This is a genomic window from Methanothermococcus jasoni, assembly GCF_049075655.1.
Classification (GTDB): Archaea; AGJL01; Methanococci; order Methanococcales; family Methanococcaceae; genus Methanofervidicoccus.
On the sequence record NZ_CP157522.1, the window covers coordinates 116,895 to 130,629 of the forward strand.

Annotated in this window: 13 protein-coding genes and 2 pseudogenes; 5 read left to right on the top strand and 10 right to left on the bottom strand. The window is 28.4% G+C overall.

The genetic code is table 11. The features are described 5' to 3' along the window. The first annotated feature begins 8 nt into the window (after positions 1 to 8). Positions 9 to 1,163, top strand: coding sequence for a glycosyltransferase family 9 protein (locus tag Mjas_RS00560; protein ID WP_421077860.1), 1,155 nt, complete (start codon positions 9 to 11; stop codon positions 1,161 to 1,163). Between the two features lie 10 nt (positions 1,164 to 1,173). Further along, positions 1,174 to 3,366 carry a DUF2206 domain-containing protein gene (locus tag Mjas_RS00565; protein ID WP_421077861.1) on the top strand — a complete coding sequence of 731 codons (2,193 nt, stop codon included), beginning with the start codon at positions 1,174 to 1,176 and terminating at the stop codon, positions 3,364 to 3,366. Here Mjas_RS00565 and Mjas_RS00570 read toward each other — a convergent pair. The 5 genes and pseudogenes from Mjas_RS00570 to Mjas_RS00590 form a co-directional block, all read right to left on the bottom strand. Continuing rightward, a complete protein-coding gene (locus Mjas_RS00570) occupies positions 3,363 to 4,418 on the bottom strand; it encodes a glycosyltransferase family 2 protein (protein ID WP_421077862.1) in 1,056 nt (351 codons plus the stop codon). The genes Mjas_RS00565 and Mjas_RS00570 overlap by 4 nt on opposite strands. A 13-nt stretch (positions 4,419 to 4,431) precedes the next feature. Further along, positions 4,432 to 5,472, bottom strand: coding sequence for a glycosyltransferase family 2 protein (locus Mjas_RS00575; protein ID WP_421077863.1), 1,041 nt, complete (start codon positions 5,470 to 5,472; stop codon positions 4,432 to 4,434). A 10-nt stretch (positions 5,473 to 5,482) separates the two neighbouring features. Continuing rightward, the gene (gene glf / locus Mjas_RS00580; protein WP_421077864.1) at positions 5,483 to 6,589 is read right to left on the bottom strand and encodes a UDP-galactopyranose mutase; all 1,107 of its coding nucleotides are present in this window, start codon (positions 6,587 to 6,589) and stop codon (positions 5,483 to 5,485) included. Between the two features lie 10 nt (positions 6,590 to 6,599). Then, positions 6,600 to 7,883 (bottom strand): flippase, encoded by a 1,284-nt coding sequence (locus Mjas_RS00585; RefSeq protein ID WP_421077865.1) that lies wholly within the window; start codon positions 7,881 to 7,883, stop codon positions 6,600 to 6,602. Positions 7,884 to 7,924: 41 nt separating this feature from the next. After that, positions 7,925 to 8,059: pseudogene (locus Mjas_RS00590) on the bottom strand (oligosaccharide flippase family protein); the annotation flags it as partial. A gap of 319 nt (positions 8,060 to 8,378) precedes the next feature. Here Mjas_RS00590 and Mjas_RS00595 point away from each other — a divergent pair. Together Mjas_RS00595 and Mjas_RS00600 are read left to right on the top strand one after the other, a co-directional pair. Continuing rightward, positions 8,379 to 8,726, top strand: a complete 348-nt coding sequence (locus Mjas_RS00595) for a nucleotidyltransferase domain-containing protein (protein WP_421077866.1) — start codon at positions 8,379 to 8,381, stop codon at positions 8,724 to 8,726. Then, positions 8,701 to 8,847: a hypothetical protein gene (locus Mjas_RS00600; RefSeq protein WP_421077867.1), complete on the top strand. Its 147-nt coding sequence runs from the start codon at positions 8,701 to 8,703 to the stop codon at positions 8,845 to 8,847. The genes Mjas_RS00595 and Mjas_RS00600 overlap by 26 nt, the downstream gene beginning before the upstream one ends. Before the next feature lie 132 nt (positions 8,848 to 8,979). On the opposite strand, the pseudogene Mjas_RS00605 reads toward Mjas_RS00600, so the two are convergent. Then, positions 8,980 to 9,493: pseudogene (locus tag Mjas_RS00605) on the bottom strand (acylphosphatase). Positions 9,494 to 9,650: 157 nt separating this feature from the next. Then, positions 9,651 to 10,208, bottom strand: coding sequence for a dTDP-4-dehydrorhamnose 3,5-epimerase (gene rfbC, locus Mjas_RS00610; protein ID WP_421077868.1), 558 nt, complete (start codon positions 10,206 to 10,208; stop codon positions 9,651 to 9,653). 179 nt (positions 10,209 to 10,387) lie between these two features. On the opposite strand from rfbC, the gene Mjas_RS00615 reads away from it, so the two are divergent. Further along, entirely contained in the window at positions 10,388 to 10,552 is a 165-nt protein-coding gene (locus tag Mjas_RS00615) for an AbrB/MazE/SpoVT family DNA-binding domain-containing protein (protein WP_421077869.1), read from the top strand. A gap of 122 nt (positions 10,553 to 10,674) precedes the next feature. Here the strand turns inward: Mjas_RS00615 and rfbD are convergent, their stop codons facing one another. The 3 genes from rfbD to rfbA form a co-directional block, all read right to left on the bottom strand. Continuing rightward, positions 10,675 to 11,568 (bottom strand): dTDP-4-dehydrorhamnose reductase, encoded by an 894-nt coding sequence (rfbD, locus tag Mjas_RS00620; RefSeq protein WP_421077870.1) that lies wholly within the window; start codon positions 11,566 to 11,568, stop codon positions 10,675 to 10,677. A 4-nt stretch (positions 11,569 to 11,572) separates the two neighbouring features. After that, complete coding sequence (gene rfbB / locus Mjas_RS00625) at positions 11,573 to 12,568, bottom strand: dTDP-glucose 4,6-dehydratase (RefSeq protein ID WP_421077871.1); 996 nt, start codon at positions 12,566 to 12,568, stop codon at positions 11,573 to 11,575. A gap of 99 nt (positions 12,569 to 12,667) precedes the next feature. Further along, positions 12,668 to 13,540, bottom strand: coding sequence for a glucose-1-phosphate thymidylyltransferase RfbA (gene rfbA, locus Mjas_RS00630; RefSeq protein WP_421077872.1), 873 nt, complete (start codon positions 13,538 to 13,540; stop codon positions 12,668 to 12,670). Positions 13,541 to 13,735: the final 195 nt, after the last annotated feature.

Below are 13,735 nucleotides of genomic sequence, written 5' to 3' on the forward strand. Positions count from 1 at the left end.
GGAAGAGGATGAAAAATAAAAAACTTATTCTTAAATTTATTAAACATATCTTTGATATATTATTTTTTTGGAAGAAATTTAAAAAATTTAAAAAGGAAAAAGTGAAAAAAATATTAGTAATTTCTGAATATTTGGGTGATGTTGTAGTTACATCTTCTTTTCTAAAAAATTTGAGATATAATTTTCCAGAAGTAGAGATTACACTCCAATGTAGAAAAGAAGCAAAAGATGTTGCTGAATGTATTCCATTTGTTGATAAAATAATTGTAGTGAATTTTCCATTTGGTTTGAAATTTAGAGAAAGTGACGGATATTTGGCGATACTAAAGTATATAATAAGAAATCTTAATAAATATGATGTAGTGTTTAGTTTAAGTGGAACTATTTACAATCCAATTTTAATTTTTTGTGGGCGTTATTTAGTTGGATCTGAAGGAAAATTCTCTTTTTCATTCGATTTTTTATTGGATAAAAAAGTAAAAAGAGATAAGAATAAACATGTAGTTGAGAGATATTTAGATTTACTAAAAGCTTTAAATCTAAAAATATATGATAAAAGATTAGAACTAAAAATAGATGAACAATATTACAAATCATTAAAGAATAAACTGAATTTTATAGATTTTGATAAAGATTTTGTTATAGTATGTCATCCTCGTGGAGGTCATGTTTATAAAGACTGGCCTTTTGAATACTGGAATAAATTAAATAATAAAATTCTCAAGGATTTTCCAGATGTTAAAATATTGTATGGTGGTTCTAAAAACGAATATAACGATTTAAATAAAAACATTAAGTTCGATAACAAAAATATTTATAACATTGCTGGTGAATTATCATTAAAAGAATACTTCGCATTAATTGATTTATGTGATTTATTAATAAGCGTAGATACATCAGCAGTTCATGCACGAGCAGCATTTAATAAATATTTAATTGGATTATATTCTGGAAACAACGCCAACGAATGGGATCCCTACACAGATAAAAAAACTGTATTTAAAGATGTAAGTTGCGATAAATACCCTTGCTATCTATTACAAGCACAACTAATGGGATTAAAACCATGTCCTTATGGTTATCCCGCACCATGCATGAAAAATATAAAACCTGATGAAATTTATAAAAAGGTTAAGGAATATATTTTAAGAAATAAAAAATAATTGTGAGAATATGAAGCTACAAAATCCATTTAAATTACAAAATTGGAAATTTAAAAAATTTTTATTAATAATTTTGGGCATTCAATTATCTTTATTAGGGTTATTTACATTAAATAATTTAGGAATAGACATAACAATTTTAAGACCATTGATAGGATTTATATATATATCCTTCATCCCAGGATATTTGCTTCTAAGGATTTTAAGATTGCACAATTTAAGCAGTATTGAGAGTTTTTTATATGCCCTTGGACTGAGTTTATTTATGGGTATGTTTGTTGGATTTTTGATGAATATGTTTTATCCAATTTTAGGCATTACAAATAAACCTATTGCAGAAATTCCAATAGTTTTAACTATGGCTGGAGTTGTGTTTTTATTGTGTATTATTGCTTATTTTAGAGATAAAAAATATAATAGTCCTGACTATATCAATTTAAAAGATATTATAAATCCACAGGTTTTATTTTTAAGTTTAATTCCATTCATGGCAATATTTGGAACCTATTTAGTAAATTATTACCATAATAATATTTTATTAATGATAATGATTGTTATAATTGCATTGATTGCATTAATTGTTGGATTTACAGATTGGATTGATAAGAAATATTATCCTTATGCTATTTGGGCAATTGCTATTGCATTAGTATGGCATATAATGCTAATAACTCCTTATGTAAATAACCATGATGGGGAAATGGTAGGTGCTAAATCAACAATAGAAAATGGATTTTGGAATTATAATATATATGGGAACTATAATTCAATTTTAAGCAATAATGTATTTACCCCAATGGTTTATTTTATTTTGGGAATTAATCTAACTTGGGTTTATAAATTAATATTTCCACTATGGATATCAATATTTCCAGTTGTGATTTATGTTATTGTTAGGAAGTATTTAGATTGCAAAATGTCATTTTTATCTGCATTAGTTGTTATTATCTCAGGTGGAATGGCATACATTAATACATTTACAGTAATTACTAAACAATTTATGGCGGAATTTTTTATGTCATTAATAATAGTTGCTATGTATGGTGATATAAATAGACTTAAAAAAATGATAATCACATTAATGTTTGGAATGGGCGTAATTTGGTCCCATTATGGAACATCTTATTTGTTTATGGCAGGATTATTATTCACAGTAATATTTTTAAAAATTTATAAATTAATCGATAACAAACCAAATAATTACAATAACTCAAAAGAATTTTTATCATTTGCGTTAATATATTTATTGTTGATATTATCATGGTATATGTATGTTTCAAGTTCTTCATTATTTAAATCAATTGTAGGTATCGGAAGTAGTGTCTTTGGCTCAATTTGGACATCATTTTTAAGCCCTGATGCATCAAGAGGAGCATATATGATAGCTAAAAAATATTCTGAAGGATTATTATTGCTAATTAAATATATGAACCTGGGAATAGCGTTTTTTATGGTTTTGGGAATGTGTAAAACATTGTGGAACTATAAAAAATCAAAATTTGATGCTACCTATTTAGGGCTGTCATTGTATTTTTTAGGAATACTTGTTGCCGCAGTAGTTTTACCATTTTTTGCAGTAATGGGTCCCGATAGACTATATATTTTAGCATTAATTATAACTTCCCCATTTTGTATAATTGGAGGAATACTCTTCTTTAAAATAATTTCAAAAATTTTTAGAAAGGATATTAAAACAAATAATCTTCTAAAAATAGTATGTGTTTATGTAATAATTTTAATGTTATTTAATGTTGGATTTATTCAAGAACTTACAAAAGATCATCCGACTTCAATAGCATTAAGTCAGAATTCGGTGGATAAATATGGAACATTAGAAGACCGTGCAAGGTTATATAATCGATTAATTACTGAGTATGATATGCATGCAGTGAAATGGATGTCCCAATACGATAAGAAAAATAGTAATATTTATTATAATAGGGGGCGATCATCAGTAGGTATTATGCTTGATAATTATGGAGACATGTCTTTAAAAATAAAGGGGTTGAACGAACATACAAAATATATTGAAGAAAAATCATACATTTGGCTAATGTATGTCAATCTCAAAAAAAATGTTGGGTTTGGAGTCATCCCTGGTGTAGCTGTATCATATTATTTTGATTTCTCAGAAGTTAAACCATTATTAAAAAATAAAAACAAAATATACGATAACGGGGGAAGTCAAATATTATTATCTTAAATTCCTTTTCCGCCCCTTCCTTTAATTCCATCAAAAACTGCTTTACAATAGGCTTTAAATAACTGGAAATTTTTCTTTAAAAAAATGAAATATATAAACTTTTTAACAGAGTCATAACTCAAAAACCAAATTAAAAATAAAATATAATCAATAAACGCATTATGTTTTCTTACAAATAATATTCTATTCCTTGTTTGATAATACACTGATGCAGGGGAACCATTTCCACTAACCCCAAGTTTATGCCACAAAATAGATTTAGGAATATAAACACATTTATAACCCAATTTTTTAGCTCTGATCGATAAATCACTATCTTCGTAACATGCAAAATACAATTCATCTAATCCTTTTAATTTTTCTAAAATTTCTTTTTTAAGTAACATCGAGCATCCAGTTATAAAATCAAATTCTTTTATTTTATTATATGCTCTATTATCTATTGTGTGGTCTCCCTCATGCCAACCGTATCCCGTTTTTGTATTGATTCCCCCTCCAGCAAACCAAACCACATCACTTCTTCCGTCATAATCATAATAATAAATCTTACTTCCAACAATTCCAATCTTTTCATCACTTTCTGCAACTTTTACCATTTCAATTAAAAAATCTTTATCTACAACCGTATCATTATTTAACAATAGAACATACTTAGAATTTAAAACATCCAAAGCAAATTTTATCCCAACATTATTCCCCCCAGCAAAACCATAATTATCTTTATTTTTAATTAAAATCATTCTTTTATTTGGATTTAGTTTTTCATATTCTTCTTTTTCTAAAAATTTATTACTTCTTGCTTTATCTTCTGAAATTTCAAAAACTTTAATGGGTTTGTTATCTTCCGAATATTTGAAAAATTTAGAATTTACTTCAATTGTTCCATTGCAATATTCTTTTATTTTTTCAATAGATTCATCCTTAGAATCATTATCTACAACTATCATATCATAATTTGGATAGTTAATTCTATAAAGAGATTCTAAGCATTCTATTGTATCTCTCCAACCATTCCAGTTTAATATGATTATTGAAACTCTCGGATAGTCCATAATTTCACCAAAATTAGTCATATAAAATTCTTCTGGGTTTTTCATTATCAAAATTTCCTTTCAATCCGTCCAAATAAGCATTTGTAATAAATTTTATTCGTTTAATTTTGTTATCATTAAATAACAATATTCCTAAAATAGACTTAAGATACGATGTTGTTAGTTTAGTATAAAACTTTAGCTTATTAGTTGAGTATTTTTTACCTAACCAAGTAAGATTTCTACACCCATAGTAACTTAACCATAATTTTTCATAAGGAATACTATTAACAATTTTCCATAAGAATTTTTTTTTCTTCACATTTTTTTGGGACATCTCTTTATGGAATATTATACTATCTGTTATTAATAAAATCTTACTAACTTTTCTTAATCTAATGCAATATTCGACATCGTCATGATGTATAAAAAATTCCTTTTTTGGATAACCCATCTTTGATATCGCTTTTTTACTAACTAAAATACCAACAAAAGAAGCAAAATCTATGTTTAAAACTTTATTATTAAAATATTTTTCTAATGGTATGGGTTTTTGAATGAGAGGAAATATGTTATCAAAATCGAAATAGCCCCTATGGAATATTGAGACTTCTTCTTTAACATCATTTACAACACATGCTAAAGCACTAACATCTTTTTCATTGAAATATTCACTTAACTTTTCTAAAGCATCCTCTTTTGGTTCTGCATCATCGTCCATTAACCATAACCAGTCATATCCCTTTTCATAAGCCCTTTTAACTCCTTCATAAAACCCTCCAGCTCCTCCAGTATTTTCATGCATTCTGACATAGTGGAGTTTTATATTTTCCCCATTTACTAAATTTTTAATCGTAAATGTTTTTTCCCAAGGTTCATTTAAATTCTCTGGTGGTAATTCCTTTATATGCTCTTTTTCTAAAAGTAGTTGTGAAGTTCCGTCTGTTGAAGCATTGTCAATAAGATAGATAGCATCTATTGGTTTTGTTTGCTTTCTCAATGCATCTAAACATTCAATAAGCAAATCTTTCCTATTGTATGTAACTACAACTGCACATGTGGTTTCTTTTTTCATAAGTAATCCCTTATTCACCTTTTAACTTATAATACAACTCCAAAGCTTTCTTAACAGTTTCATCCATATTATAATATTTATATCCTGCCAACCTTCCAATAAAATATATTCTTTCATCTTTCAACTTATTAACTTCTTCCATATATTTACTAAGAATTCGTTTATTCTCTTCATTTAAAATTGGGTATGCTACAACACCAACATTGGAAGGATATTCCATACAAATGGTAGTTTTTTTATGTTCTTGGAATGTCATCTTTTTAAATTCTGTTATTCTTGTGAAATCATAGTTATTATTATAATTAACAACTGCAACTGGTTGATAATCTCCATCAAAAGTTTTAAATTCAAAGTTTAAACATCTATAAGGTAATTTACCATATTTATAATTAAAGAAATAATCAATTTCTCCAGTATAAATCATTAAATCATAATCAATCCAATCAATAATTTCTTTATAGTCAGTATTTAACAAAATTTTGATATTCCTATTATTAAGCATCTTTTCAAACATTTTTGTATATCCTTCCTTTGGCATACCCTGGTATTTATCATTAAAATATCTATCATCCCTACTTATTACAATTGGCACCCTTGCAGTTACTGATTTATCAATTTCTTCTGGTTTTAAACCCCACTGTTTCATTGTATAATTTAAAAACACTTTTTCATAAATAAAATCTGCCAAATATTTCAAATCTTCATCATCAACATTTTTTAAATCTAAAATTGGAATTCTCTTTCCATATCCAAACTGTTTTATTAATTTTTTTTCTAATTTTTCAGCATATTTTTTTGGAAATAATTTATATACTGTATTTAAATTAAATGGTATTGGAACTAATTTTCCATCAATGTTTCCTAAAACTTTATGTTGATAATAAATCCAATCTGTGAAGTTAGATAAATAATTCCAAACATCTTCATAATTTGTATGAAATATATGAGGACCATATTTATGCACTAAAATACCATGTTCATTATAATAATCGTAGCAATTTCCTCCAATATGGTTTCTTTTTTCTATTATCAGAACATTTTTTCCTTCTGATGCAAATCTTTCTGCTAATGTTATTCCAGTAATTCCTGCTCCTATAATTATAATATCAGTTTTCATATTTCATACCTCATTTAGTTAATATTTTCTTCCATTTGATATACACATACATTGATAATGTAATAAATATTTCCGTAATTACTATGGATGTAGAAATACCAATATGCTTCCAAAATGGAACTAACACCAATGCTAAAATTATGTTAATAATACTACCTGCAACTATAATTTTTGTAAATGCTCTTTTATAACCAAATGTTAGCATTGTTTGAATACCCAATATATTGCTTAAACCAATAATAAACGGCAAAAATGCCAAAATTCTAATAACTATTATTGAATTGTAATATTGCTCCCCTAAAACTATTTTCACTATCAAATCTGCAAATATGAATATTAACAAAGAAAGAATAAATGTGAATGCCCCCACTCCTCTTATTAATTTTTTAATAACAGATACTGCTTTTTCTTTTGATTCTGATGCCAATCTACTAATGTAAGGATAAAATGTTTGAGATATTGGATTTAACATGCCCAAAAACGCCTGAATTAATGTATATCCTGCAGAGAAATATCCTACAATAGTATTATTCGTAAATATACCCAGTATGAATGTATTTGATGTGGTATATAAATTTATTGAAACCGTAGAAACAAATATATGCCATCCTTCCTTTAATTGATTAATGACCTCTATTTTAGATGGTATTTTAAAAACTACATCAAATTTTTTGAATATAAAAATTAAACTTAAAACTCCAGCCAATATATAACCCAAGGAGCTTATAAGTGGAACATAAATATAATCCGAAGCATCCCTTATAAAAACAAATATCGAAATTGTAAATACCGTTTTAGAAATTATATTTAAGAAGGTAATATATTTCATTCGTTCCATACCTTGAAAAAACCATACTGGAAACAAAACATTTCCTAAAACCACTCCAAAAGCAAATATATAAATAATCCAATTATGGCTAAATTTTTCAAATGAAAATACCACAATACATAATATTATAAAACTTAAAACCATAAAAACAATTTTTATAATCATTACAGAACTAAAAATTTCTGATAATTTTTCTTTATTATCCCTATGTACTGCTACATCTCTTGTTGCGGATAAATTAAATCCATAATCAGTAATAATATTAAAATATCCGATAAACGCACTAGCAAAAGCTATAAGACCATATTTATCAGGACCCAAAACCCTAACTAAATAAGGAAATGTAATTAATGGTAAAATGTAATTTAGTCCCTGCAATGTAAAAAGAGATGCAAAATTTTCAAATAATCTTTTAACATCATCATTTTTCAGTTTTTCTTTTAATTTTTTAATAGTTAAATCCATTACTATCCCCATTTAATTAAGTATTGATAAATATGATCAAAAGATAAAATACCAAACCCCTCAGCTCCTAAATATCTCGCCATGTAAATTGTATAAATAAAACCAAATAATTTGGATATAATATTAGATACAAACAAAATCCCCGTGTTTTTAGCAATTCTTTTAACCGAGCTCATCTTAACCCCTATATATTAAAATTAAAACTTACAATTATATCATCTCCCCTTTTATTTAAATGTTTTCTGGTTTTTAACCTATAAAATAAATAATCCTTCGGAGCTCCCATATTTATATGGCTAAAAAATTAAACCTGAGTTCAGAAAATATAAAATTGTCGGAGCTCCCAATTCCAAGATAATTGAAATATTTAAATAATAATTATGATATACTTGATATAATATTATGAGCTCACCATGGTTGAAATTATGGAATTATTTAAACAATTAAAGGAAGACTTCAAAGAATATAAAAATTCTTGCATGGGGATAATTCTATTTGGTTCTTACGCAACAGGAAATTCCACTAAAAAAAAGCGATATTGATATATGTATTGTAAATCCAAAAGATAATAATGTCTATTTTGGAATATTAAAAAAGTTGGGAGGGAAATACGATGTAAAAATTTTCGAGGAGCTCCCATTATATATTCAAATTAACATAATCAAAAACTTCAAGGGCAATGTGATATATGGGGAGGAGATAGAGCTCTCGGAGTATTTCTATAAGTTTAGAAAACTTTGGAAAGATATGGAACATAGGATTAAGGAAAATACTTTTTCAAGCGTTAGGGAAAAAATTCTTTTAAGGAGGAAATTCAATGAACGAATCAAAGAATTCCAGTAGATTGAACCGATACTTTAAAAAACTTGAAAAGTTCGAAGAAGAATATGAAATAATCCAAAATAATGATATTATCGATGAGATAGAACTAAATATATCAGAGCTCCCATATTTATATGGCTAAAAAATTAAACCTGAGCTCAGGAAAATAAACATGTCGGAGCTCCAACATCCTTAAAATTAACTTAAAAAAATAAAATATATTAATTTTAATTTTGCATCTCTGAGCTCAGGGCATCCTATAAATAAAAAAATCTTAATTTTTGTTTTTTAATTCATCCCTAATCTCTTTTAAAATTTCTTTCATTTCGTTCTGTCCTTTTATTATAGTTTCTTGCCCTTTTTTAACTTCTTCCAAAATTCCAAATATCATTTTAATATATTTAACTCCTTCATCAAGTTTTTTATTCAATCGGAGTGAGCGAAGCGAACGGAGAGCTACGAAAACATTGGTTTTCGTTCAATTCCATTAAATCATCCGCTGATATTCTATTGATTCCTTTTGGAAATTCAATATATGAATTTAGTTCTTTTTCCTCAATCTCTTCTATTTTGATTAACTCATCCTTTTTTGCCAATGTCTTAATATTTCTTTTGAATAAATCTTTTATTTCTTCATCATCAAAGTTTGCCAAAATCCTAACTGTTCCATCCTCATAATTATAAACTACTCCATCAATACCTAAACCTCTCCCAATGTCTTCTATCCTATCTCTAAATCCAACATGCTGGACTTTACCATATATTTTTAACTCGTAAGTTGTCGCCATATTCTCACCTTTGATATTATATTATCGAGCTCATCCTAACCACTTAAAATTAAATCAATATTATCATATATTTTCCCACTATTTTAATATTTCCAAATCTAAAAACCTGAGCTCATAAAAAATTATCGGAGATCCGATAAAAAAATAAAAATATTATTTAAAACAACTCATCCATTTCATCCAATTCCTTCAAAGTATGCCATTGCTTATCCTTATCGGATAGATTTGGTTTATCAACAGGCCATTCAATGCCAATGTCTTCATCATTCCAAATTACTCCGCATTCACATTCAGGAGCATATTTATTATCGACCTTATAAACTACTTCAGCAGTATCACTTAAAACACAAAAACCATGGGCAAATCCTCGCGGTATGTAGAGCTCATGCTTATTAAACTCAGACAGCACAACCCCCACCCACTTTCCAAATGTTGGGGAATCTCTCCTTAAATCCACAGCAACATCGTAAATAACTCCCCTAATACACCTAACAATCTTTGCCTGTGCATAAGGTTCTTTTTGGAAATGCAATCCCCTTAATACCCCATAAGAAGATTTAGAGTGGTTATCCTGAACAAATTCCCCTTTTATGCCAGCATTTTCAAAATCTTCCTTTTTATAAGTTTCCATAAAAAATCCTCTTTCATCCCCAAAAACCTTAGGTTTTATTAAAATTACTTCTGGAATTTTAGTTTTTATGAATTCAAATGGCATAATATCCCTCCACTTTTATCAATTACCTTTTAAATATTGTTTTTTGTTTATCATATTTGACACTCTGTTGTTTTTATGTCAAATATGTTGGACATGCTATATAATACCAATGTTAGAGCTCCAACATTTAAAAAAATTTTTATGATAGGTTTTTTAAATACCCTATTTGGTGATACAGTATGGCACTAATAAAAATTACAAGAAACTGTCAAATAACCATCCCTTCTGAGATTAGAAAAAAAATGGGCGTCAAAGAAAGGGATTATCTTGATATAGAAATAGAAAATGGAAAAATAGTTCTAAAAAAAAATAGAAAAAATAGAAAAAAGAAGGAAAACGATTAAACTTGGTAAAAAAATTACCACTGATGAAATTGGGAAACTCATAGAAGAGGGGATAGATGAATGTATGCAGTAATAGATACAAATGTGTTAATAAATGTAGGAATTCAATATTGAAACATTACTTAAATAATCTTTTTTAACTCATTTAAACATTCATTAACATTTTTCAGTTTAATGCCTAACAATTTTTCAACTTTCCCACTATTTAGTGAAGTGTCTTTTGGTCTATTTGCCTTCCATCCTAATTCGGAGCTCCGTATAGGTTTTATCAAATCCTTATTTAAATCAAATATTTCAGCGACTTTTAACGCAAACTCATACCTACTTACCTTTTCACCGCCCCCAAAGTGCAATAAATCATTAACATCTTTTTCATAAATCTTAATAATTCCATCGGTGAGCTCAGGCACATAGGTTGGGGTGTTCCACTGGTCAGTTACTGCATTTACTTCATTTCCCTCTTTTAAGGTATTTAAAACCCACATGAAAAAATTGACTTTAACAGGACTTATAAAGTAAGGGACAGAAATCCTTACAATAGATGTCAAATCATAATTTAATTCATTTAAAACCTTTTCCCCTTCTGCTTTTGTCCATCCATAGTAGTTTATGGGATTTACCTCATCATCTTCAACATAATTGCCCTTTTCCCCATCAAAAACATAATCTGTGGATATATGGCATAATGGAATATTTAGTTTTTTACATGCTTCACCGATATATCCAACAGCAAGAGCATTTGTTTTATATGCCAATTCTCTCTCAGTTTCGCATAAATCCACATTGGTAATAGCCGCAGTATTTATAACAAAATCCGGATTTATACCCATAATAGTTTCTTTTATTTTGTTTTCATTGGCAATATCCACAAAATGTTTAGTTATACCGCTATCACTATCAAAAAGCCCTTTATCGCTCCTTGTAATTACATGAACCTTAAAGCCCAAATCATCATATTTTTTAACGAGCTCATACCCTATCATACCCAAGCCAATAATTGCTATTTTTTCCCCCACATTATCACCATTTCAATTTCCAAGGAGTTGGATGGAGAACCTTATCATTAATCAGCGGTTTCCACCACCATTCATTATTGAGATACCAATTAACAGTTTCTTTTAACCCCTCTTCAAAATCATACTTTGGCTTCCAGCCGAGCTCCTTCAATTTTGAAGAATCTAAACTATATCTAACATCATGACCTGGTCTATCTTCCACAAATTCTATCAAATCTGATGGTTTATGCATGAGCTCCAATATCATTTTAACAATTTCAATGTTCATTTTTTCATGATTTGAAGAGATATTATAAACCTCTCTTTTTTCCCCTTTTTCTAAAACCGTTTCAATCCCACTACAATGGTCTAACACATACAGCCAATCCCTAATATTGTCTCCTTTTCCATATATTGGGATTTTTAAATCAGAGTTTGCCCTAATTATTGTTTTTGGAATTAATTTTTCTGGAAATTGATATGGGCCGTAATTATTTGTGCATCTCGTTATCTTTGCATTTAAATTATATGTTCTCGCATACCCTAAAACAAGCATATCACCGCCTGCTTTACCTGCTGAATAAGGAGAAGATGGCATTAGCCTATCCTTTTCTGTAAATGAACCCTCTTCAATATCTCCATACACTTCATCTGTACTGACACCAATAATATTAACATCTGGATTATACTTCCTAATGGCCTCTAAAATTGTATAAACTCCTATAATATTACTTTCTAAAAATGAATAGGGGTCGGATATACTTCTATCCACATGAGTTTCAGCGGCAAAATTAACAACGGCATCCACATCCTTAATCAATCCAGAAACTAATTCAAAATCGTTTATATCTCCCTTAACGAATGAATATCTTGAATTATCAATGTCTTTTAAATTTTCTAAGTTTGAACCATAACCAAGTTTATCAAGGTTTATAACCTCCCAATCCTTATGTTTGTTTAAAATATATCTTATGAAATTACTTCCAATAAATCCTGCTCCGCCTGTAACCAACATTTTCATTATTCCACCAATTTAATATTTATATATCGTTCTTTCTTCGTTTTTCTTTTTTTCTTTTTTTCTTTCGTTCTATTGGATTAGCTCGGAAAGGAGTGGGACTTATTTAACGAGCTTTTCCAAATATTTTCCATAATCAGTTTTTAATAATGGCTCGGCAAGTTTTAGGAGCTCATCCTTTGTTATCCATCCATTATGATAGGCAATCTCTTCCAAACATCCAACCATCAATCCCATTCTTTTTTCCACTGCTGCAATAAAATTACTTGCTTCCAAAAAACTCTCATGGGTTCCAGCATCAAACCATGCCGTCCCCCTTGGTAAAAGTTTTACCTTTAATTTATTTCTTTTTAAATACTCATTATTTACATCAGTTATTTCCAACTCTCCTCTCCATGAAGGTTTTATATTTTTCGCAATATCAATAACATTATTATCGTAAAAGTAAAGACCGATTACTGCATAATTTGAAGGCGGATTTTTCGGTTTTTCAATTATTTCCTTTACATTTCCATTTTCATCAAATTCAACAACCCCATATCTTTCAGGGTCTTTTACATACTGACCAAACACCACACCCCCTCCATCTTTTAGGAGCTCCTCTTTTGCATCAAGTAAAAATCCTGTCAATCCACTTCCATATACAATATTATCTCCAAGTATGAGACATACGCTGTCATCCCCTATAAACTCTTCCCCAATAATAAATGCCTCTGCAAGCCCTCTCGGTTCCAGCTGTTCTTTATATTGTATATTTATTCCCAAATGCCCACCATTTCCTAAAAGTTTTTTATATCTCGGCAAATCCTCAGGTGTTGTTATTATCAATATATCCTTAATTTTAGACAGCATTAAAACAGATAGTGAGTAATATATCATAGGTTTGTTATATATTGGCATCAGATGTTTATTTCCAGCATAGGTAATGGGATATAACCTAGTTCCAGAACCTCCCGCTAAAATTATACCTTTCATTATTTCACCATTTTAATATATTTAATGTAATTTATATATTACGATAAACCGCCGGGAAAGCCAACGACTTCAGTCGTTATACAAAACATAGTTTTGTAAAATCTCTTACGAGATTGGATGAGAGGCGGACATTCTATATTCCACACAATCAAAAATTATATGTAATTAAATAATATGTAATTAAATATATAAACT